Origin of the sequence: Cobetia sp. D5 (assembly GCF_035666195.1) — a bacterium.
Classification (GTDB): domain Bacteria; phylum Pseudomonadota; class Gammaproteobacteria; order Pseudomonadales; family Halomonadaceae; genus Cobetia; species Cobetia amphilecti.
Window position 1 is genome coordinate 3,112,156 of sequence record NZ_CP142020.1, and the last position, 21,183, is coordinate 3,133,338.

18 protein-coding genes are annotated in these 21,183 nt (G+C 63.3%); 5 read left to right on the top strand and 13 right to left on the bottom strand.

Features of this window, described 5'->3' with window-relative positions; genetic code table 11:
• Positions 1-69 precede the first annotated feature (69 nt).
• Positions 70-462: an RNA-binding S4 domain-containing protein gene (locus U0O11_RS12990; RefSeq protein ID WP_043331366.1), complete on the bottom strand. Its 393-nt coding sequence runs from the start codon at positions 460-462 to the stop codon at positions 70-72.
• Positions 459-1,169 carry a GMP/IMP nucleotidase gene (gene yrfG, locus U0O11_RS12995; RefSeq protein ID WP_082388286.1) on the bottom strand — a complete coding sequence of 237 codons (711 nt, stop codon included), beginning with the start codon at positions 1,167-1,169 and terminating at the stop codon, positions 459-461. Before yrfG ends, U0O11_RS12990 begins: the two co-directional genes overlap by 4 nt.
• Positions 1,170-1,370: 201 nt before the next feature.
• Between yrfG and nudE the strand changes: the two genes are divergently transcribed.
• Positions 1,371-1,967, top strand: a complete 597-nt coding sequence (gene nudE, locus U0O11_RS13000; protein ID WP_153636952.1) for an ADP compounds hydrolase NudE — start codon at positions 1,371-1,373, stop codon at positions 1,965-1,967.
• Positions 1,968-2,231: 264 nt separating this feature from the next.
• Here the strand turns inward: nudE and U0O11_RS13005 are convergent, their stop codons facing one another.
• Positions 2,232-2,591, bottom strand: a complete 360-nt coding sequence (locus U0O11_RS13005) for a hypothetical protein (RefSeq protein WP_054555534.1) — start codon at positions 2,589-2,591, stop codon at positions 2,232-2,234.
• Positions 2,592-3,238: 647 nt separating this feature from the next.
• Here U0O11_RS13005 and U0O11_RS13010 point away from each other — a divergent pair.
• Together U0O11_RS13010 and U0O11_RS13015 are read left to right on the top strand one after the other, a co-directional pair.
• Positions 3,239-4,807: a helicase HerA-like domain-containing protein gene (locus U0O11_RS13010; protein WP_153636347.1), complete on the top strand. Its 1,569-nt coding sequence runs from the start codon at positions 3,239-3,241 to the stop codon at positions 4,805-4,807.
• Between the two features lie 830 nt (positions 4,808-5,637).
• Positions 5,638-7,251 carry a sensor domain-containing diguanylate cyclase gene (locus U0O11_RS13015; RefSeq protein WP_153636348.1) on the top strand — a complete coding sequence of 538 codons (1,614 nt, stop codon included), beginning with the start codon at positions 5,638-5,640 and terminating at the stop codon, positions 7,249-7,251.
• Between the two features lie 214 nt (positions 7,252-7,465).
• On the opposite strand, the gene ilvD is transcribed toward U0O11_RS13015, so the two are convergent.
• Complete coding sequence (gene ilvD, locus U0O11_RS13020; RefSeq protein ID WP_107336223.1) at positions 7,466-9,310, bottom strand: dihydroxy-acid dehydratase; 1,845 nt, start codon at positions 9,308-9,310, stop codon at positions 7,466-7,468.
• A 430-nt stretch (positions 9,311-9,740) separates the two neighbouring features.
• Here ilvD and U0O11_RS13025 point away from each other — a divergent pair, with 430 nt between their 5' ends.
• On the top strand, positions 9,741-10,082 hold the full coding sequence (locus tag U0O11_RS13025; protein ID WP_043331370.1) for a YegP family protein: 342 nt from the start codon (positions 9,741-9,743) through the stop codon (positions 10,080-10,082).
• 295 nt (positions 10,083-10,377) lie between these two features.
• Here the strand turns inward: U0O11_RS13025 and lon are convergent, their stop codons facing one another.
• The 9 genes from lon to nrdR form a co-directional block, all read right to left on the bottom strand.
• Positions 10,378-12,831: an endopeptidase La gene (gene lon, locus U0O11_RS13030; protein WP_153636349.1), complete on the bottom strand. Its 2,454-nt coding sequence runs from the start codon at positions 12,829-12,831 to the stop codon at positions 10,378-10,380.
• Between the two features lie 195 nt (positions 12,832-13,026).
• Entirely contained in the window at positions 13,027-14,307 is a 1,281-nt protein-coding gene (locus tag U0O11_RS13035) for a DUF945 family protein (protein ID WP_153636350.1), read from the bottom strand.
• 115 nt (positions 14,308-14,422) lie between these two features.
• The gene (locus U0O11_RS13040; protein ID WP_043331372.1) at positions 14,423-14,896 is read right to left on the bottom strand and encodes a phosphatidylglycerophosphatase A family protein; all 474 of its coding nucleotides are present in this window, start codon (positions 14,894-14,896) and stop codon (positions 14,423-14,425) included.
• The gene (thiL, locus tag U0O11_RS13045; protein WP_324690431.1) at positions 14,893-15,996 is read right to left on the bottom strand and encodes a thiamine-phosphate kinase; all 1,104 of its coding nucleotides are present in this window, start codon (positions 15,994-15,996) and stop codon (positions 14,893-14,895) included. Before thiL ends, U0O11_RS13040 begins: the two co-directional genes overlap by 4 nt.
• A gap of 1 nt (position 15,997) precedes the next feature.
• The gene (gene nusB, locus U0O11_RS13050) at positions 15,998-16,513 is read right to left on the bottom strand and encodes a transcription antitermination factor NusB (RefSeq protein WP_054555539.1); all 516 of its coding nucleotides are present in this window, start codon (positions 16,511-16,513) and stop codon (positions 15,998-16,000) included.
• Positions 16,510-16,992 (bottom strand): 6,7-dimethyl-8-ribityllumazine synthase, encoded by a 483-nt coding sequence (gene ribH / locus U0O11_RS13055; RefSeq protein WP_043331374.1) that lies wholly within the window; start codon positions 16,990-16,992, stop codon positions 16,510-16,512. Before ribH ends, nusB begins: the two co-directional genes overlap by 4 nt.
• A 111-nt stretch (positions 16,993-17,103) precedes the next feature.
• On the bottom strand, positions 17,104-18,258 hold the full coding sequence (gene ribBA / locus U0O11_RS13060) for a bifunctional 3,4-dihydroxy-2-butanone-4-phosphate synthase/GTP cyclohydrolase II (RefSeq protein WP_054555540.1): 1,155 nt from the start codon (positions 18,256-18,258) through the stop codon (positions 17,104-17,106).
• 156 nt (positions 18,259-18,414) lie between these two features.
• Entirely contained in the window at positions 18,415-19,569 is a 1,155-nt protein-coding gene (gene ribD, locus U0O11_RS13065; RefSeq protein WP_242007828.1) for a bifunctional diaminohydroxyphosphoribosylaminopyrimidine deaminase/5-amino-6-(5-phosphoribosylamino)uracil reductase RibD, read from the bottom strand.
• 232 nt (positions 19,570-19,801) lie between these two features.
• Positions 19,802-20,290: a transcriptional regulator NrdR gene (gene nrdR / locus U0O11_RS13070; RefSeq protein WP_043331377.1), complete on the bottom strand. Its 489-nt coding sequence runs from the start codon at positions 20,288-20,290 to the stop codon at positions 19,802-19,804.
• A 398-nt stretch (positions 20,291-20,688) separates the two neighbouring features.
• Between nrdR and U0O11_RS13075 the strand changes: the two genes are divergently transcribed.
• Positions 20,689-20,937, top strand: a complete 249-nt coding sequence (locus U0O11_RS13075) for a GlsB/YeaQ/YmgE family stress response membrane protein (protein ID WP_043331379.1) — start codon at positions 20,689-20,691, stop codon at positions 20,935-20,937.
• Positions 20,938-21,183 lie beyond the last annotated feature (246 nt).

Here is a 21,183-nt window from a genome sequence, read left to right on the forward strand (position 1 = left end):
TGCTGACACACATCGGTATGGAAATTGTGCCGGTCGGTGCCAAGGCACCCGGCGGTGACTCGCTCTGGCTCAGCTATCGGCATCCTGGCGCTGGAAGCGATGGATGTTGCGACGCTGTTTCTTGTCAGGACGGCCGGGAGGCGGCGTCATGCCCTGATTGCCGAGGCGACGCGTCTCGGCCTCACGCTCACGGCGCTCGCGGGACTCCTGCGTCTCCTGATAGAGCTTCTGGGCCTCGGGGGCGCCACGGCGCTGGTCGCTGAGGGCCAGCACCTCGACAACGAGGCGATCCCAGCCCTGCGGCACCTCGATCACGGCGCCGACCTCGACGGTCTTGGAGGTTTTCACCTTGCCGCCGTTGTACTGGATCTTGCCGCCTTCGATGGCCTTCTTGGCCATGCCACGCGTCTTGAAGAAACGCGCCGCCCACAACCACTTGTCGATACGTACCTGATCGCTCATGACGCCTCCTTGCCCTCCCCGTCGCTCGAGACTCCGGCATTGGCCACCTCAGGGCCCGCCCCCTCGGTCAGCACTGCAAAGCCGTCCAGGCCGTGCACACGCTCGAAATCACGCGCAGGGCGCTTCGAATCCGGCTGACGCACGCCCAGCAGATGGGCAATGCCATAGGTGTGGGCACTTTCCAGCACCTGGGGATTGTCATCGATGAACAGGGTACGCGCCGGATCGAAGGGCTCGATCTCGTTGAGCTTGTGCCAGAAGGCCTGCTCTTCCTTGGCGTGGCCCAGATCCGCGGACGACACCACGGCGTCGAAGTAGTCGCCCATGCCGGTCAGCGCGAACTTGAGATCGATGCCATGACGGTCGGCGTTGGTCGCCAGCACCACGCGTTGCGGCTGATCGCGCAGCCAGGCGAGGAAGTCCTCGGCCTCATGGCGATAGCCGATCAGATGCTGCACTTCACGCTTCAGGGCGACGACGTCGAGCTCGAGCTCACGGCTCCAGTAATCGAGGCTGTACCAGTTGAGCGTGCCGGACTCGCTGATGATGCGCGCCTTGAGATCGGCCTGCAGCGCCTCATCGAGGCGGTGCAGCTCGCAATAGCGCCTGGGCAGGTGTTCGAGCCAGAAGTGGCTGTCGAAGTGAAGGTCAAGCAGAGTGCCGTCCATGTCCAACAGCACGGTGTCGATAGTGTTCCAGTCAAGCATCGGATTCTGTCAGCCAGAGGGAAATTTGGCCTCATAGTGTAAAGCATGGCCCACGGGCGCGCATGTGCAACGAGGAGTGATGACGGCTTGTGATTGCCCCGCTCGCGGCGGCCTGCCACGATGAGCGACAGTGTTCTCTCTTCTCATACTGCCTCGCGAGGACTTGCGATGGATGATGCGCCAGATACCGTTCACCCGACCATGAATCATTCAGACACCAGCCACACGCTGACGCCGCCGCGGATCGACTCACGCCGCGAGGTCGCACGCTCGCGCCTGTTCGCCGTCGAAGCGCTGGAATTGACCTTCTCCAATGGCGCCACCCGCAGCTTCGAGCGCCTCAAGAGCGGCGGTCACGGCGCGGTGATGATCGTCGCCATGCCCGACCCCGACCACGTGCTGATGATCCGCGAATATGCCGCTGGCCCTGAGCAATATGTGCTGACCCTGCCCAAGGGACTGATCGACCCGGGCGAGGACCCGGTGACCGCCGCCAATCGCGAATTGATGGAAGAATGCGGTTATGGCGCGCACAACATCGAGCCACTGGCCGAACTGAGCCTGGCGCCCAACTACATGGATCACCGCATGAACGTGATGCTGGCGCGCGATCTGTTCGAAAAGCGCCTGCCGGGCGATGAGCCGGAACCGCTGGTCGTCGAGCGCCACCGCCTCGATGAACTGCCGGCGCTGTTGGCGCGTGAGGACTTCCACGAGGCGCGCGCGATCGCGGCGCTGTTCATGGCCCGCGAACGCCTGCTGGCCGGGGAAGATACCTACAGCCCGCGCTGGTGGTAGGGGCTTGATGGCAAGCGCTGTTGGCAGGCATTGATGGCAAGCACGGGTAACAAGTACTGGCCACAAGCGCCCGAGGGCCCAGCCCCCTTCCCTCCTGCCCCTCACACCCTGCCTTGCATGCTCCCATACGACGACAAGCCCCCGCCAATGGCGGGGGCTTGTCGTTTCACTCGCGATGCGCTCAAGCGGGTCGTGCTGGCGACTCGTTCAGGCACCGCAAGATCCATTGCGGGTCTGGCCTGAGACCAGACCGTCAAGGCACGTTTATTCGGTCTTCATGCTGCCATCAGCGGTGTTGGACGAACCGGATTCCGGGCTGACGCCCATATGGTCTTCGCCTTTATCCATGACCTTGCCGTGCTTGGCGGACTCGGACTGGGCCGTGCCACCTTCCACCATCATGGAATCCTTCTTGGTATTGGCAGAACCACTCTCGGTGTTGCGTTCGGCGTCGTCATGCACCTTGCCATCTTCATGACCCGCAGCAGTACCGCCCTCTACCTTGGTGGAGTGGGCGCCAGTGTTGGCGGAACCGGTGTTGCTGGATTCGTGGTGCTCGGCAAAGGCAGCGGTGGTCGGCAGTGCCAGGGCAGTCGCGAAAAGTGCAGCAGTCAGCTTCTTCATGATCCATCCTCCAGTAGCGGTCTGTTGCAAGAGACGAGCAGATGATTCGCTCGGCCGTTGCCGGTAAGCCTTCAGAAATCCCGAGACTGGATGTCTCGAGTTCCAGGCTCCACAAGACGCTCCTAACTATCTCAACGACGTCTTGTGGTACTGCGTCAAATCTTTGCGGCGCATGTATCGAACACCCTCTAGCGCGTCGGCTGCTTGTCGGAGCAGTCTTCAAAAAACGTCACCAGAGTTGTACCCGAACCTGCTGATGTCATTCTTGACGAAAGCGCCAATCTGCCGAGGCATGTTGCGTCACATGCGCCCTGATGCCTAAAGATATGGAACTACAGGGCCAGACTTTCAAGCAGAGAAGGGAAAGAAAAATATCTTTCTTCCAGATTTCCTATACAAGAGTGAGATATCGGCTCGCGTTTAATTAGCGCCCATATGGGCTGCTGGCCGCTCATCAGGCGGCTTGCCGCGCATCGGTTGCCTGACGCCATGCGTCAAGTGACGCAAGATGGCTTGCAGTATTTTACTCAACGAAACATTTTGTAACCCTATGACTCCACGACATCGCCCATCTCTGCGGTCATCGGCAGTGGTCGCCACACCTCCCTCTGCAAGCACCGCCATCACCTGAATGACAGGAGACTCACATGCCAGACGTGCTGATCGGGGGACTCGCAGGACAGGGACCCAAGGGCCACATCACGCTAGCCGGGGCACTGGCCAATCGTCACGGCCTGGTCGCCGGTGCGACAGGTACCGGCAAGACCGTCACGCTGCAGGTGCTGGCTGAAGAGTTTTCGCGCATGGGAGTGCCGGTGTTCACCGCCGACGTCAAGGGTGACCTCTCCGGTATCGCCGCGGCGGGTAACCCGCATCCGCGCGTCGATGAACGCCTCGCCAGCCTCGGCATCAATGACTGGCAGCCTCAGGCCGCGCCCGTCAGGCTGTGGGATCTGTTCGGCAAGAGCGGACATGCGGTGCGCGCCAGCGTGGCTTCCATGGGGCCTGAGCTGATGTCGACCCTGCTGGAATTGAACGACACCCAGAGTGGCCTGATGCACCTGGCCTTCGATCATGCCGAGCGTGAAGGGCTGGAGCTGATCGACCTCAAGGACCTGATCAGCCTGCTCAAGCATATCGAGCGTGAGCGCGAAGGCTTCGAGGAGCGCTATGGCAGTGTCAGCCCCCAGAGCCTCGGTGCCATGCTGCGCCGGGTGCATGTGCTGGCCACCCAGGGCGGCGAGCGCTTCTTCGCCGAACCGGCGCTCGACATCAATGACATGCTGGCGACCACGGGCGAGGGAGACCAGACACGCGGCTTCATCAATCTGCTCGATGGGCGTGAGTTGATGCAGAGTCCACGCCTCTATACCACCTTCCTGCTGTGGTTCCTGTCGACGCTCTTTCGCACCCTCCCAGAACGCGGCGATGCCGACCGCCCGGTGCTGGTCTTCTTCTTCGACGAGGCCCACCTGCTCTTCGATGCCGCTCCCAAGGCATTGCTTGAGCGCCTCGAGCAGACGGTGCGCCTGATTCGCTCCAAGGGGGTCGGCGTCTACTTCGTGACCCAATCCCCCGCCGACATCCCCGATGACGTGCTCGGCCAGCTGGGCAACCGGATCCAGCATGCCCTGCGCGCCTTCACTCCACGCGACCAGAAGGCCGTCAAGACCGCTGCCGAGACCTTCCGCCCCAACCCGGCCCTCGATACGGCTCAGGTGATCACGGAGCTGGGCGTGGGCGAGGCACTGGTCTCGGTGCTCGACAGCAAGGGCACGCCCACCCAGGTGGAGCGCACCTTGATCGCGCCGCCGCGGGGGCGGATCGGCCCGTTGAGTGACAGCGAGCGCACAGCGCTGCTGGCAAGCTCATCACTGGCCGGTCGCTACGATGAGGTGATAGACCGTGAATCGGCTCACGAGCGTCTCGAGGCGCAACTGACGAGCTCGGCGACGGCCCAGGTTCGGCCAGAGGAGACACCAGCGGCTACGCCTGACACCACGCCGCCTGCCACAGAACGGGATGGAAGCGCTCAAGCCGCTGCCAGCCGCGACTCCGAGCAAACAAGTCCGGTGGCCGAAAGCGCCCCACGCTCCGGTGGCAGGCAGCGTCAGGGTGTCATGGAGACCCTGCTCAAGTCCGTGATGCGCGCCTTGGGGTCACAGCTGGGACGGACCCTGATTCGCAGCCTGCTGCGCTCCTTCACTCGCCGCTGAGGCTCGCTCCTTTCAGTCTGATACCACGCCAACAGCGTGACGCCTCGCCAACAGCCTGAAGCGCTCACTGGCAAGGAAAGGCTTTTCCCGGCAAGCAAGCTCTCGAGACTGAGAGACTCATCCTTCACGAAAAGCAGGACATCACCCATGGTCATTTGACCATGGGTGATGTCCTGCTTTCGCTATCCAAGGCTGCTGACATCATATCGTCGCGCAAACTTCATTCGCTCTCGGCAAGGAGACGCCATACTGATGATTGCTGCTTACCGGCAGCACACCATGACACACACGCGCTTGCCACTACTCTCGGGGAGACTTGACGATGTGCATGAGCAATGAAGCATTGGAATTGTGGCTGAACGACAACTGGTTCTCGATCGAACTGGCGTTGGAAGCCATCGATATGGAAGCGACAGCGGAACCTCAGCTGGCAGAAGCCGCTTGAGCCAACAACGATACGCATGACAACAGCGGGATCCTGCCTGCCCCACCGGTGACATCAGGTGTGAAACGGCACAGGACACGGATGACAGGACAAGCGGCACACAGACTCTGCCACGCATGACGACGCATCATGGTGGGCAGAGAAAGAACTTGTCGGGGAGGCCGTCGATCAGCCATCGACCGGCCTCCCCGTTTCTTTTGTACCACCACCAGAGTCACGGCCTGGCGCGCCTCCAATCCAGTCGCACCTCGAAAAGCCCCGCCAGTCTTACGTGTATGAACAGTTGATTTCCTGCCCCGGCAAAACGCCCGTTCATCGCTCCCAACCGCCATACTCTTTTTTTGGTCATTCCCTCTCCCCGCAACATGCAAGATAAGGATGTCACATGCTGCCTACTCCGCCCGCGCGACCACCCTCTTCGGGGCATTCGAGTCCCGTTGATACCTCAGAGCTCTCGCCACAAGCCGCCGCCGCGACTGTCTTCCTCAATGAGAATCTCGGACCCGCCCAGCTGCAAGCGCTGTTTGCCCTGACACTCGCGCCTGCGGGAACCTTCAGCGAACAGCTCAGAGAGTACCTGGTGACCGCTTGCCGCCTGCTGGGGATGACCACCGGCATCCTCGGCCACGCTGAGGCCAATCGCTATGAAATCATGGCGGCGGTCAATCCGCCGCCCGGCAAGGTCGAGGGCGCGATCGCACCGCTGAACGAGACCTACTGCAATGAAGTCGTTGAGCAGGCTGGCTGCATCGCCTACGCCAATATCGCGACCACGCCAGCACTCGAGGCTCATCCGGCCCTCAAGTCGATGCCCTTCCAGAGCTATATCGCCGCCCCGGTATGGACCGAAGGCCGTCTGACCGGCACCGTCTGCTTCGGCGACAACTCACCGCGCGCGGCAGATTTCAGCGCCAGCGATCGTGCACTGGTCGAGACACTGGCCAGCCTGCTGGGAGGCTTGATCGATCGCGAGAATGCGCGCAAGCGGCTGACCAGTGAACTGAGCAACCTGCGCCTCGCCTACCAGGAGATGGAGCTGCTGTTCTCGCGCTGCCAGCTCCCGATGGCGATCATGGACTTCCATGGCCATTGGACACGTCTCAATCCGGCGCTGGCCCAACTGCTGGGGACGGAGAGGAGTGAACTGCAGCGTGGCGCGCTGGAGGATGTCTCCCACCCTGCTGACATGCAGGCCTGTCAGGAGGCGCTTCTGGCCATGCAGGCCGGCGAGATCACCCACTTCGAGCAGCCGCATCGCTATCTGGGCAGACAGGGGCAGATCATCGAAGTCATGCTGCATCTGGATGTGATCGACAGCCACTCCGGCGTCATTCTCAGCCAGCACCAGGATCTCAGCGAGCAGCGCTCCCACGAGGAGAGCCTGGCCCGCATGCGGCACAAGCTGGCCAGCATGGCGCCCCCGGGCCCGGCCGTGCCGTCGGTGCTGGACAAGCTGTTGCCCACGGAGATCTTCGAGCAACAGCTGGATGGTGAAATTGCGCGCAGTGCGCGCCATGGGCAGCCACTGTCGATTCTGCTGCTCAACGTGGATGCCTTTACCGACTTCAATCGCCAGTACGGCCGCGCCGCAGGAGACCGTGCTCTGCAGCAGGTCTCCACTATCCTGCGCAACGCGACACGCAAGAGCGACCTGCTCAGCCAGCGTGATGATGGCTCGCTGATTGCGGTGCTGGGCCAGACAGATTCCAGCGGCGCCATCATCCTCGCCGAGCGCGTCCGCCATGCCACGGCAGAACTGCATGGTCTCGACGGGCCGGTCACCTGCAGCATCGGGCTGACCTGCTATCATCCGGCACCCGATACGCTCACGCTGGCCAACCGTCTCGAGCTTTGCGAGCGCGCCCAGCACGCACTCAAGAAGGCCAAACGCCAGGGACGCAATCGCGTGCGCTTCCTGGAGCTTGAGCCGGTCATCCCGACGGACACCTTCGCAAGCCCCCAGTCACCGAGCGGCTTCCCCTCACCCGATCTGCCCTGAGTGGCGCCTTTCGTGTGTGCGGCCTGCCGCGGATGCCCTTCAGGCACCTCCCCATCAACGACAACGGCCACCCCAAGGGGTGGCCGTTGTCGTTTGACTCACTCAGCACTCACTCAGTACTCACAAAGGAGACATACAGGAGTCACACAGGCTTGCGCGGTGTTTCAGCGCAGAGGCCTGCTCAGAGACCGGGTCAGATATCTGAGACCGATTCTCAGTCCAGCTTGCTCAGGTCGCGCACGGCGCCCTTGTCAGCGGAAGTCGCCAGCAAGGCATAGGCCTTGAGCGCGGCGGAGACACGACGGTTGCGCTGGATGCTCGGCTTCCAGGCATCCTTGCCACGGGCATCCATCGCTTCACGGCGCTCATGCAGCTCACTGTCGCTCAGCTTGACGTTGATGGTGCGGTTCGGGATGTCGATCAGGATGGTGTCGCCATGCTCGACCAGACCGATGGCACCGCCCGCCGCCGCTTCCGGAGACGCGTGGCCGATGGACAGGCCCGAGGTACCGCCGGAGAAACGACCGTCGGTGAGCAGCGCACACGCCTTGCCCAGCCCCTTGGACTTGAGATAGGACGTCGGGTAGAGCATTTCCTGCATGCCCGGACCGCCCTTCGGCCCTTCGTAGCGGATGATCACGACGTCGCCTTCCTTGACCTTGTCGGCCAGGATGTCTTCCACCGCCTGATCCTGGGACTCACAGACGTAGGCACGGCCTTCGAAGACCAGGATGGAGTCATCGACACCAGCGGTCTTCACCACGCAACCATCCAGTGCGATATTGCCGTACAGCACGGCCAGGCCGCCCTGGGTGGAGAAGCAATGGTCGTAATCGCGGATACAGCCCTGGGCGCGATCACCATCCAGGCTCGGCCAGCGCGCGCTCTGCGAGAAGGCGGTCTGGGTCGGGATACCGCCCGGGCCGGCACGATAGAACTCGACGACTTCATCAGTGGGTGAACGCATGATGTCCCACTCTTCCAGCGCCGCAGACAGCGAGTCGCCGTAGACGGTCGGCACCGAGGTATCCAGCACACCGGCACGATCCAGCTCGCCCAGGATCCCCATGATGCCGCCGGCACGATGGACATCCTCGATGTGATATTTCTGGGTGTTCGGCGCCACCTTGCACATCTGTGGCACGCTGTGGGACAGCTTGTCGATGTCGGACATGGTGAAGTCGACACCGGCTTCCTGAGCGGCGGCCAGCAGGTGCAGGATGGTATTGGTCGAGCCACCCATGGCGATATCCAGCGTCATCGCGTTGGCGAAGGCGGCGCGGGAGCCGATGGCACGCGGCAACAGGTGCTCTTCGTTGCCTTCGTAGTAACGGCGCGCCAGCTCGACGATGCGATGCCCGGCGTTCTCGAACAGGCGACGACGATCGGAGTGCGTGGCCAGCACGGTGCCGTTGCCCGGCAATGCCAGACCCAGCGCTTCCATCAGGCAGTTCATGGAGTTGGCCGTGAACATGCCCGAGCAGCTGCCACAGGTCGGGCAGGCGCTGCGCTCGATCTCGGCGACCGTCTCGTCGTCGACGCTGTCATCGGCGGCGATGACCATGGCATCGACCAGATCGAGGCCGTGATCCAGCAGCTTGGTCTTGCCGGCTTCCATCGGGCCGCCGGAGACGAAGATGACCGGGATGTTGAGGCGCATGGCGGCCATCAACATCCCCGGGGTGATCTTGTCACAGTTGGAGATGCACACCAGCGCATCCGCACAGTGGGCATTCACCATGTATTCGACGCTGTCGGCGATCAGGTCACGCGACGGCAACGAATACAGCATGCCGTCGTGGCCCATGGCGATGCCATCATCGACCGCGATGGTGTTGAATTCCTTGGCGACACCGCCGGCCTTCTCGATCTCGCGCGCGACCAGCTGCCCCATGTCCTTGAGGTGGACGTGGCCCGGCACGAACTGGGTGAAGGAGTTGGCAACGGCGATGATCGGCTTCTGGAAGTCGCCATCTTTCATGCCGGTGGCGCGCCACAGGGCGCGAGCGCCGGCCATGTTACGACCTGCGGTGGTCGTACGGGAGCGATACTCTGGCATGGTAAACCTCATTCAATGCTTGGCCGCTCTCCTGTGCGAAGAGGGACTGATTCATGGAATTGCGCCTGGCAGGATCAGGAAACTGACGCCGCCCTTCTGCGCAATCCGCTGCAGAATCACTCCGCACGGGAGCGGCTTCTGTTTTGGTCAGGCGGCGCCCCGCTCGGGGTACGCACACCTGGTGTCCAGAGGAGACGCGTACCTCTTGGGTCAACGCTGTCTGCCTAGGGTCAATTCTGTCATGTACCGGCCCCGCTTGCCTACCAGATAGCACCGCCCACGCCATCAGTAGCCCCGAAAGATACCGACAAGCACCGAAAGCGTTGAATGAAGCGGTCTCTAGCGTGGGCCTGCGGCGGGAGGCGCTGATTACACTGAAGGACGACACATCAGGCAATGCCAGACACCCCACAAGGAACAGGAGTCACCCATGGCCGGAAAATTCGTCATCACTCGGGGCAAGGACAGCAAGTTCTACTTTGCACTGAAGGCAGGCAACGGCGAGAAGATCCTGCAGAGTCAGGGCTATGCCGACAAGCGCGGCTGCCTGAACGGCGTGGAATCCGTGCGCAAGAATGCCGTCGAGGAAAAACGCTTCACCCGGGAAGTCGCCAAGGACGGACGTTTCTATTTCACCTTGCTGGCCGCCAACAGCCAGCAGATCGGCCGCAGTCAGATGTACAAGTCGGAATCCGGCCGCGACAACGGCATCGCCAGCGTCGGGCGCAATGCCGCCGAGGCGGCCGTCCTCGAGCAACTCGACACCGCCTGAGCACGAGCCAGGCTGACCAGCTCCTTTCACGACCACCCTCCCGATCGCTCTTCCAATCGCTCTCCCAGACTTTCCCGGAATCGACAGACAATCGACAAACCCAAGCACAGCAAGAAGAAAGCACAGGCAGCAGAAAGCACAGAAACGACAGAGGCCCCGCCAATTGGCGGGGCCTCTGTCGTCTTGCGGCTGACTTCGGCGCTGGTGGAGCTCAGCATCTGGCGCTCAGAGCCTGGCAATCAGAGCCTGGCAATCAGCGCTTGCCACTCAGGGCTCGCCGCTGATCACACACCACTCAATGACGCTGGGCGCTGTCACTGTCGAAGACCACACGCGAGACATCCGCGTAGCGCGCCGCGAAGTGCACGATCATGCCTTCCTTCAGGTATTCCGGCAGCTCATCGTAATCGCGCTGGTTGGCCTGCGGCAGAATCAGCTCGTAGATATCACTGCGCCGCGCCGCAATCACCTTCTCGCGGATACCGCCCACCGGCAGCACCTGACCGGTCAAGGTCAGCTCACCGGTCATCGCCAGCCCCTTGCGCGGCGCCTGATGCTTGGCCAACGACATCAGCGCCGTGGTCATGGTCACGCCGGCGCTGGGGCCGTCCTTGGGCGTCGCGCCTTCAGGCACGTGCAGGTGAATGAAGGACTCGTTGAAGAAGTCCGGCTCGGCATCGTAGGCCTCGAGATTGGCCAGGGTGTAGGAGTAGGCGATGTTGGCCGACTCCTGCATCACGTCGCCCAGCTTGCCGGTCAACTTCAAGCCACGTGTCAGGCCATGCACCCGGGTAGCTTCGATGGGCAGGGTCGCACCGCCCATGCTGGTCCAGGCAAGCCCGGTCACCACGCCTTCGCCGGCCAGGACCTTCTCGCGACGGAAGATCGGCGCACCGAGGAATTCCTCGAGGTTCTTGACCGAGACCTTCACGGTCGGAAGCTCCTCTTCCAGCAACTTCACCGCCGCCTTGCGCACGATACGGTGCAGCTGTTTCTCCAGCTGGCGCACGCCGGCCTCACGGGCATAGCCCTCGATGACCTGACGCAGCGCGGCGTCACTCAGATTGATGCGCTTCTTGGGGATATTGTCGCGGGTCAGCAGCTTCGGCCACAGGTGGTGCTTGGCGATCGCCATCTTCTCCTCGGCGATGTAGCCGGAGAGGCGAATCTGCTCCATACGGTCCAGCAGCGGGCCGGGAATGCTGTCCAGCGTATTGGCGGTACAAACGAACAGCACCTTGGAGAGATCGAGGCGTACATCGAGGTAGTGATCGAGGAAGTCGACGTTCTGCTCCGGATCCAGCACCTCGAGCAGCGCCGAGGCCGGGTCGCCCTGGAAGGACTGCCCCAGCTTGTCGATCTCATCGAGCATGATCACCGGATTCTCGACCTTGACCTCCTTGAGCGCCTGCACCAGCTTGCCGGGCATGGCACCCACATAGGTGCGGCGATGGCCCTTGATCTCTGACTCATCACGCATGCCACCGATCGAGAAGCGATAGAACTCACGACCCAGTGCCTGGGCGATGGAGCGCCCGATGGAGGTCTTGCCCACGCCGGGCGGGCCGACCAGCAGCAGGATCGAGCCGCCGACATCGCCCTTGAAGGTGCCCTCGGCCAGAAACTCGACGATGCGTGACTTCACATCATCCAGCCCATCGTGATCGCGATTGAGAACGGTGCGCGCATGCGCCAGATTGAGCTGATCGGTGGAGGTGATGCCCCACGGCAGCGAGGTCAGCCAGTCAAGATAGTTGCGCGTGGTGCCGTATTCCGGCGAGCCGGTCTCCAGCACCGACAGCTTGTCGAGCTCATCATCGATGCGCGACTGGACACGCTCCGGCACCTTGAGCTCGTCGAGACGGCCGCGGAAGGTATCGACGTCGTTCTCGCGATCATCCTTGGAGATGCCCAGCTCACGCTGGATGACCTTGAGCTGTTCGCGCAGGAAGAATTCGCGCTGATGCTTCTCCATCTGCGCGTTGACCTGCTGGGAGATCTCGGTCTGCAGCTGTGCGACCTCGATTTCCTTGCGCAGCAGGGGCAGCACCTTCTGCATGCGCTCCATCACCGGCAGCGACTCCAGCACCTCCTGCAGCTCAGCGCCCTTGGCCGAGGTGATGGCGGCGGCGAAATCAGTCAGCGGACCCGGTTCATGCGGGCTGAAGCGGTTGAGGTACTGCTTGAGCTCCTCACCGTACAGCGGGTTGATCGGCAGCAGCTCCTTTATGCCGTTGATCATCGCCATCGCGTAGGCGCGCGCCTCATCGCTCTCGGCATCGACCGGCTCGCGCGGATAGGTGACCTCGACCAGATAGGGAGGCTTGCGCGACAGCCAGCGCGTGATGCGGAAGCGGCGCAGTCCCTGGGCGATGAACTGTACCTGGTCATCGCCGTCTTCAGGCTTGTGGACGCGTACGGCAGAGCCGATCTCGGGGAAGTGCTCGACCCCCAGCTCATCGACCTCGACATCGCCGACGAAGGCCAGACCGACAGCATGATGCGGCGTATTGCCGACCAGCTGCATGGTCTCGGCCCAACGCTGCTTGTTGATCACCAGCGGCTGGACCTGGGCCGGGAAGAACGGGCGATTGTGAATCGGCAGCAGGTAGATGCGCTCCGGCAGCTGGTCACCACTGGGCACCAGCCCACCCGAGGCGGAAGAAGAAGAAGGCTCTTGTGACTGGCTGTCATCCTCGAAGCCGGCAAGAATATCGTCGTTATCGGAAATCTCTTCGTGACGTGGCATGCAACCCTCATGAAACCAGGCCTCGGTTGAGGCGATCATCTCCCCCAATGCGGCCAGTGAGCCACTTTATCAAGGCAGGCTTGCCGCACCGGGGGCGCAACACTGCGTGTTCAGGGTGGCACCTGATGCGCCCCCTGGAAACGACAATGCCCGCCATGAGGCGGGCATTGTCGTTTCCAGCATACTGCGCGGCGCTCAGTAGATCGGGGTGCCGTTGATCTTCACGCTGTCACCGTCGATCTCGACCACGAGGTTGCGGTCGGCGGCCTGCGGAGAGACACCCGCCATCATGGCCATCATCGGCGGCACGTTGCGGAACTCGAAGCGCCCGCTCAGACGATTCAGGAAGGCCTGCTGACCCGGTACGGTCTGCAGTTCCTGGATGGTCAGATCAGTGATGTCGGCACCATCGAGAATCATCTGGCCATCACCTTGCATGTCGACACCGAAGGCATCGCTCTTGGCATTCAGCGATTCCAGCGTCATGCGCGGAGAGGTGCTCAGCATGGTGAACAGCGGCGCTTCGACCTTCTCGAGGATGGCGACCTGCTGCTCTTCGCTCAGCTCCTCGAACGGCTTGCCCGCTTCTTCCAGCAAGCCCTGCAGCTGGGTGATGAAGTCATAGACGGCCGCACCCTGCAGACGGTCGATCGAGATGGACACGTCGCCGCTGGCCATCTGCTGATCACCCGCACTGACATCCTGCACCGACAGCTTCATCAGATAGCGCAGCTCGGTCGGGTCCAGACGCGTTTCGCCGCTGTAACGGATGTCGCTGGCGACCACCGGCGGCTGACCGGTGCCGTTGTCGATGGTCAGGGTGTCCAGCACGATCTTGTCGTCCTGGCGGAAGTCATTGTCCGCCCCGCGATAGATGCCGTTGAGGCTCAGGGTGCCGACGCTGACCTTCTCGGCGCCATTGGTGATATCGAACGGCGTGATCTCACCATCCACGGTAATTTCCGGGGTGTCACCGCCATCGTGGGAGGCCAGCAGCTCACCGCCCTGGAAGTCGATGCGCGTGCCGCTCTCCGAGTCCTGCCAGTCGAAGGCCGGCAAGGTCAGGGTGGTGTCGCTGGCGCCGCTGAAGTTGTCGACGCTGCCATCGAAGGCGATCGCCTTGCCATCGCCGAGCACTTCGGCGAAGACATCGCGTGACGGCGTACCGTACAGCACCTTGACGTTGCCCTGCATGGTGGTCGACAGCAGGCCGTGGCCGGCTTCATAGGGCAGTACGATGCGCATGGGACCTTCACCGTCCCCGGTGGCGAGTTCCATCTCTACCCGGCCCGTGGAGCCGAACCAGCCGCTGTCGACATCCTCACGGGTCGCCTTGATGTCGGAGCTCCTGTCGAGCTCTGCCACCATGCGGGCCATCTCATCTTCAAAGCGCTGGCTTGAGTAAGCCACGCCGCCGACATAGCCGGCTGCCCCGATGACGACCACTGCCGTCGCGGTTACCAGTCCCTTGCCCATCGCATTAACCCTTGTCCGTTATTGGAGCATCACACCGTCTGCGCGGTGCCTCTTGTCGCATCTGCTTCCATCAGTGAAACATGTGCGTGAGCCTCGCCACCAAGGCAGCGAAGCGTCAGTGCAACCACAGCCACAGATGCATCGTCGACCAGGCATAGATACCGGCGAAGACGTCATCCAGCATGATGCCGAAGCCACCGGCAACCCGGCGGTCGGCCCAGCGAATCGGCCATGGCTTGAGAATATCGAAGACCCGGAAGACCACGAAGCCCCACAGCGCTGCCTGCCAAGAGAATGGCACGGCGGCCATCGTGATCCAATAGCCGACGAATTCGTCCCAGACGATCCCGGAGTGATCATGCACACCGAGATCGCGCGAGGTGCGATCACAGATCCAGATCCCGACCAGCGACGCGACCAGCACGATGGCCAGATACGGCCACAGCGTGAGGTTGGTCATCAGCCAGTAGAACGGGATTGCCGCGAGAGTACCGAAGGTGCCCGGTGCAAAGGGCGCGGTACCACTGCCCAGACCGAAGGCCAGGAAGTGGACGGGGCGCCGCCAGACACTGGCGGGAGCGCGATTCATGGTGCCACCCCGTTCGCGTTGCGTGGCGACGCATCGCCGCCGGAGCCGTCTGCCCTAGAAGCCTGCGTGGCAGAGACCTGTGTGACAGAAGCCTGCGAGGCAGAGAAATGCTGCCAGCTCTGGCCCGTCGCTGCCTGCTCAACGCCCTTGTCCATCAGCATCACGCGCGGCGCATCGCTGCCCGCCGCCTGCATGCGACCGATGACATTCAAGGACAGATTGAGCGAGCGCAGGGCGAGCCTGGCCGTCTCGAGATTCTCTTGGGGCAGCGTGAGCAACAGCTCGTAATCGTCGCCGCCATTGAGGACCGCCTCGCGGGCACCCTGCTCGCCCAGCGCCGTGACCAGCTCCGGCGCCAGCGGCAGTTCGCCAAGCTCCAGCGACGCCGACAGCTGACTGGCACGACAGATGTGTGCCAGGTCGCCCATCACGCCATCGGAGACATCCAGGCCCGCACTGGCCAGCTCACGCAGCGCCAGCCCCGCATCGACCCGCGGTTCTGGTCGCAGGTAGGCCGCCAGGCAAGGATTCAGCACATCGCGTACGCCATCCTGCCAGGCCTTGAGGCCAGCATGCGCCAGCCCCGGCAGGCCGGTGACCGCGATGAGATCCCCCTCACGGGCGCCGTCACGCCGAAGAATCGGGCGGGTCACGCTATCGGCCTGCTGGGCAGGCTCGAGTACGCACGGCAGCTCGCCATGCACGGTGATCGTGATGGAGAGCGGGCCGCGCGTGACGTCGCCGCCTACCAGCGCGATGCCGTAGCGATCCGCCAGCGCGTGGAAACCGGCTGCAAAACCATGCAGCCAGTCTTCATCCACGTCCGGCAACGTCAGGGCCAGCAACGCCCAGCGCGGGGTCGCGCCCATCGCCGCCAGATCAGACAGATTGACGGCCAGGGCGCGATGGCCAATGGACGCCGCAGGCGCATCCGGCGGGAAGTGCACCCCCGCCACCGAGGTATCGACACTGACCGCCATCTGCATGCCATCACTGGCGGCAAGAAGTGCACAGTCGTCACCCGGCCCCAGCAACACGCCCGGTGCCCCGGACAGATCGCGCTGGAAGTAGCGGGCAATCAGCTCGAATTCACCTGGCATGTCAGCGCAGGCGGGCCTGGGTCACCTCGGCACTGCGCAGCTTGACTGCCAGCTTGTCGAGGATCCCGTTGACGTACTTGTGCCCGTCGGTGGCACCGAAGGTCTTGGCCAGCTCGACCCCTTCGTTGATCGCCACGCGATACGGCACTTCCATGCGCTTGGACAGCTCGTAAGCGCCCAGACGCAGGATGGCCAGCTCGATCTCGTCGAGATCCTGCAGGCGACGGTCGAGCAGCGGGCTGATGCTGGCATCCAGTTCTTTCTGGAAGCGCGGCACGTTGTGCAGCAGCTCGTGGAACAGGGCCTGGTCGGCGATGCGCATCACCTCGACCCAGTTCTCGTGCAGCTCGACGTCATCGTCGACCTTTTGACCACGGAACTCGGCTTCGATGGTGGTCATGTTCTTGCCGGTCATCTGCCACTGGTAGATGCCCTGCACGGCCAGCTCGCGAGCGGCGCGACGCGCCTGCTGCTGCTTGGACGGCTCGCGCTCGGTACGTTCCTTGCGTTCGCTCACGCGTCACCTCCCATGGCCTTGAGCAGGGAGACCATTTCCATCGCCGCCATGGCCGCTTCGGTACCCTTGTTGCCAGCCTTGGTGCCGGCACGCTCGATGGCCTGCTCGATGGAATTCACCGTCAGCACGCCATTGGCGACCGGGGTGTCGAATTCGAGCTGCAGACGCGACAGCGCGGAGTTGCATTCACCGGCGACATATTCGAAGTGCGGCGTACCACCGCGGATCACCGCGCCCAGCGTGATGACAGCGTGCGGCTTGACCTTGGCCAGCACGGCCTTGACGGCCAGCGGAATTTCCCAGGCACCCGGCACGTGGATCAGGTCGATGTTTTCCTCATCGACGCCGTGGCGTACGAGAGAATCGACCGCGCCTTCCACCAGGCTGTCGACGACATGGTGGTTGAAACGCCCGACGACGATGACGTAACGGCCATCGACATTGGTGAAAGTGCCTTCGAGTTGAGCAATCGGTTGCATGGTCAGTCCACAATGCTAGCGCCCCGGAGAACCGGGGCGGGGATATCAATCATACCGGGGAAGGCCGCCAGAAGTGCGCAACCTCCCCCGCCATTTGGGGTGCCGAAGCGCTTACGCGCCTGCGGCGTCTGCGCCTGTCTCGCCTGCCGTGTCATCACTGCCGACCAGTTCGACCACTTCGAGGCCAAACCCGGACAGGGCAGAGAACTTCCACGGCGAGCTGAGCAGACGCATCCGGCCGACACCGAGATCCCGAAGGATCTGGGCACCGGTACCGGTGGTCAGATAATTGCCCGCACCATCGGATTCGTTGGTGCGCGGCGTACGACGTCGTCCGAGGAAGACATCGAGACGATCCTTGTAATCCATCGCGTCGCTGCCGGTGTCCAGCAGTACCAGCACGCCGGCATCGGCGGCGGCGACTTCGGCGAGCGCATCATTGAGCGCCCAGCTGCTGCTGCCCGGCTGACGCAGGGTCAGCAGGTCGCGCATCGGGTCCTGCACGTGCACGCGCACGGTGGTCAGAGACTCGGCGTCCGGCGTGCCCTTGACCAGCGCCAGGTGGTGACGGCCCTGGATGCGATCGCTGAAGCAATGCAGCGTCAGCTCGCCGAAGGCGGTCTCGACCTGCTCGCTGTCCAGCACTTCCACGGTCTGCTCATTGTGGATGCGATATTCGATCAGGTCCGCAATGGTGCCGACCTTGAGGTCATGCTCGGCGGCGAAGCGCTCGAGCTCTTCACGACGCGCCATGCTGCCGTCGTCGTTCATGACCTCACAGATCACGCCGGTCGCGCCAAAGCCCGCCATGGACGCCAGGTCACAGGCCGCCTCGGTATGGCCGGCACGACGCAGCACGCCACCCGGTTCCGCCATCAGCGGGAAGATGTGCCCCGGCTGGACGATGTCCTGCGGGCGCGCATTGCGCGCGGCGGCAGCCTGCACGGTACGGGCGCGGTCAGCCGCCGAGATGCCGGTGGTGACGCCTTCGGTGGCCTCGATGGAGAGCGTGAACTTGGTGCCGAAGCCGGAACCGTTGGCCTGAACCATCAGTGGCAGCTGGAGCTGTTCGCAATGCTCACGCGACATCGGCATGCAGATCAAGCCACGCGCGTGGCGTGCCATGAAGTTGATGTGCTCGGCTGTCACGGCTTCCGCGGCGATGATGATGTCGCCTTCATTCTCACGATCCTCGTCATCCATGAGGATGACCATCTTGCCTTGCCGGATATCCTCGACGAGTGCTGCGATGCCTGATAGCGCCATGCTTGCTCCACTTTACGGGCTGCGCCGGCCCATGCCGGACCCACGCGTATTATCAAAAAGTCGGGCGTCAGGGTACCCCGCCACCCCGTTTTGCGCCAGCACCCAGCGACGCCGCTGTCGCCAGACGGCGGCAAGTGCTTGCGTGACAAGAAGAAATCAGTCGCCGCTCTCCTGCGGGTCTGGCGATGCTACCGGCACTGCGGTGATGCGCCAATCACGCCCCACCGCCCGGATACCGCGAATCTCGACCCGTCGCTGCTGCGCCATGTGATCCAGCCCCGGCAGCGCCAGCAGCGGGCGAGCCTCGCCCCCCAGCAGCGTCGGTGCCATGAATATCTGCATCTCATCGACCAGCCCCGCATTAATCATGGCCCCGGCCAGCACCGCGCCGGTTTCCAGCAGCACCTCGTTGGCCTGCTCGTGCTCGGCCAGATAGCGCAGCAGGGCCTCGAGGTCCACGCGTCCATCTTCGCCGGCCGGCAGCGCCAACACCTCGGCACCGGCCGCCTCCAACAAGGTACGTCGCTCAGCCAGCGCCGCTGTCTCATCCGCGACACATACCAGCAGCGTACGACCGGATTGCGCCAGAATGCGCGCCGCCAGCGGCAGACGCAGATGGCTGTCCACCACCACGCGCAACGGCTGACGCGCCACCAGCGCCTCGAGCCCCAGCGGATGGTCTTCGAGCCCGAGCTGGTCGGCGCGCACATTGAGACGCGAATCATCGAAGATGACCGACTCGATGCCGCTCATCACCACGCTGGAGCGCGCGCGCAGACGCTGCACGGCACTGCGCGCTTCGGGGCCGGTGATCCACTGGGATTCGCCGGAAGCCATCGCCGTGCGCCCGTCCAGACTCATGGCCTGCTTGAGGCGCACGAAGGGCCGACCGCGCTCCATGCGTGACAGGAAGCCGGGATTGAGCGCTCGCGCCTCCTGCTCCATCACCCCGACCGTCACCGCGATGCCCGCGCCCTGCAGCAGCGCGATGCCGCGCCCGGCAACCTGCGGATTCGGATCACGCATCGCGATCACCACCCGCGAGACGCCCGCCGCGATCAGGGCCAGTGAGCAAGGGCCGGTACGCCCGGTGTGGGAGCAGGGCTCCAGCGTCACATAGGCCACGCAGCCCAGCGCGCGCTCGCCTGCCTCTGCCAGCGCATTGACCTCGGCATGCCCTTCCCCGGCACGCACGTGAAAGCCGCTCGCGATCACCTCGTCGGTCTCGGCCTCTACCAGGACACAGCCGACACGCGGATTGGGCTGCGTCGTGTAGCTGCCCAGTCGTGCCAGGCGCAGGGCGTGGGCCATGTGGCGCGCATCACGCGCCGAGGGAGCACTGCGGTCGTGAGAGTGGCTGTCACGGGGAGCATGAGAAGCATGAGGAGAAAGAGACATGCGATACCTTGGCGTGAAACGAGAGAAGGTCAGGCGTTGCCCAGACGGCAGACAATACCCCGAGGCCTGAGCCACGCAGCGTGACGCGACAGGGCCAGCAGGCGCAGGCCTCGAGGGCATCTGCAAGGATGCCTGTGGCGAGGCATCAGGGCCGCGCGTCTTCCTCGCCCGGCAGGAAGCTGGGTTCCTGGGCGAGACGGTCAATCTCGGCGCGGAACTCATCAAGATCCTGGAAGCGACGATAGACCGAAGCGAAGCGGATATAGGCGACCTGATCCAGCCGCTTGAGCTGCTGCATGACCTCATCACCGATGCGCCGCGCCTCGATCTCACGTTCGCCGGTGGCACGCAGACGCTGACGAATGCGCTCCACCGCGGCCTCGATCAGCTCGGAGGAAACCGGGCGCTTTTCCAGCGCGCGCAGCATGCCGGCACGCAGCTTGTGCTCATCGAAGCTCTCACGCGAACCGTCGCCCTTGACCACGCGCGGCATGACCAGCTCCGCCGTTTCGTAGGTCGTGAAACGCTCACCGCAGGCCGCGCACTGGCGACGCCGCCGCACCTGGTCACCCTCGACCACCAGTCGGGAATCCGTGACCTTGGTTTCATGAGTTCCACAGAAGGGACAGTGCATGTTGGAGAGCCTGCTTGGGTGCGAGGTGGCTGCGGCCCCGCGCGAAGCACAGCGAGGAAGTGGCGCAGCGCAGCCGAATGACAGCGAATGGCGGGTATTGTAACCGTTAAGGCACCGCCACGGGAGCCTATGTCAGCCCCGACATGACTGAACTAGCCTTGAGGAGCGCCCAAGGGGCGACAGGAGTTTCCTGGATTGTCGCCCCGGGGGGGCGGACACCGCGGCGAAAGCGTCCATCAACCTGCCGGCAGGCTTGAAATCCCCGCCCGATAACCGAAAGATGACATCAGGGTGCAGCGCCTCACAAGGACGCTTGCCCGAGCCGTGAAATCCTTTCACGACTGGCGGCAGATGATCTCTGCCGCGAGATTGATCACGATGACGCAAGGAGCTGCGACATGGGAATCATTGCATGGATCATATTCGGTCTTATTGCCGGCATCATCGCCAAGGTGATCGTGCCCGGCAAGGACCCGGGTGGCATCATCGTCACCAGCATCATCGGCATCCTGGGTGCCGTTGTCGGTGGCTGGGTCGGCACCCTGATGGGCTTCGGTGAAGTGACGGGATTCAATCTGGCCAGCTTTGTCATTGCCGTGCTCGGCGCCGTCATTCTGCTGATTCTGTATCGCGTGCTGCGCAAGTAAAGCATGTCATGAAGCGCAGTGGCGTCAGCTGGCCGCAGGCCACATGACGCCAGACAGGACGGCCAGCCGGCACATGCAGGCTGGCCGTCCTGCCTTGCAGGCTTGACGAATCTGGCCCGAGGCGTGCATGACTCATGAGTAAAGGCGCCAGGCCGTCACCCACGGGCGCCGCTGAGCGATGCGCCATTCAGGGATTTCACCAAGCGACGGCCAGCCGACTTCATCTGATATGTGATTTCCAGTCTT

Coding starts and splice junctions, on each gene's coding strand:
- nudE (WP_153636952.1), top strand. CDS start 1,371: ATGAATCATTCAGACACCAGCCACACGCTGACGCCGCCGCGGATCGAC.
- lon (WP_153636349.1), bottom strand. CDS start 12,831: ATGCCACGTCACGAAGAGATTTCCGATAACGACGATATTCTTGCCGGC.
- ilvD (WP_107336223.1), bottom strand. CDS start 9,310: ATGCCAGAGTATCGCTCCCGTACGACCACCGCAGGTCGTAACATGGCC.
- U0O11_RS13025 (WP_043331370.1), top strand. CDS start 9,741: ATGGCCGGAAAATTCGTCATCACTCGGGGCAAGGACAGCAAGTTCTAC.
- nrdR (WP_043331377.1), bottom strand. CDS start 20,290: ATGCACTGTCCCTTCTGTGGAACTCATGAAACCAAGGTCACGGATTCC.
- U0O11_RS13035 (WP_153636350.1), bottom strand. CDS start 14,307: ATGGGCAAGGGACTGGTAACCGCGACGGCAGTGGTCGTCATCGGGGCA.
- thiL (WP_324690431.1), bottom strand. CDS start 15,996: ATGCCAGGTGAATTCGAGCTGATTGCCCGCTACTTCCAGCGCGATCTG.
- U0O11_RS13010 (WP_153636347.1), top strand. CDS start 3,239: ATGCCAGACGTGCTGATCGGGGGACTCGCAGGACAGGGACCCAAGGGC.
- ribD (WP_242007828.1), bottom strand. CDS start 19,569: ATGGCCCACGCCCTGCGCCTGGCACGACTGGGCAGCTACACGACGCAG.
- U0O11_RS13015 (WP_153636348.1), top strand. CDS start 5,638: ATGCTGCCTACTCCGCCCGCGCGACCACCCTCTTCGGGGCATTCGAGT.
- ribH (WP_043331374.1), bottom strand. CDS start 16,992: ATGCAACCGATTGCTCAACTCGAAGGCACTTTCACCAATGTCGATGGC.
- U0O11_RS12990 (WP_043331366.1), bottom strand. CDS start 462: ATGAGCGATCAGGTACGTATCGACAAGTGGTTGTGGGCGGCGCGTTTC.
- U0O11_RS13005 (WP_054555534.1), bottom strand. CDS start 2,591: ATGAAGAAGCTGACTGCTGCACTTTTCGCGACTGCCCTGGCACTGCCG.
- yrfG (WP_082388286.1), bottom strand. CDS start 1,169: ATGCTTGACTGGAACACTATCGACACCGTGCTGTTGGACATGGACGGC.
- U0O11_RS13040 (WP_043331372.1), bottom strand. CDS start 14,896: ATGAATCGCGCTCCCGCCAGTGTCTGGCGGCGCCCCGTCCACTTCCTG.
- ribBA (WP_054555540.1), bottom strand. CDS start 18,258: ATGGCGCTATCAGGCATCGCAGCACTCGTCGAGGATATCCGGCAAGGC.
- U0O11_RS13075 (WP_043331379.1), top strand. CDS start 20,689: ATGGGAATCATTGCATGGATCATATTCGGTCTTATTGCCGGCATCATC.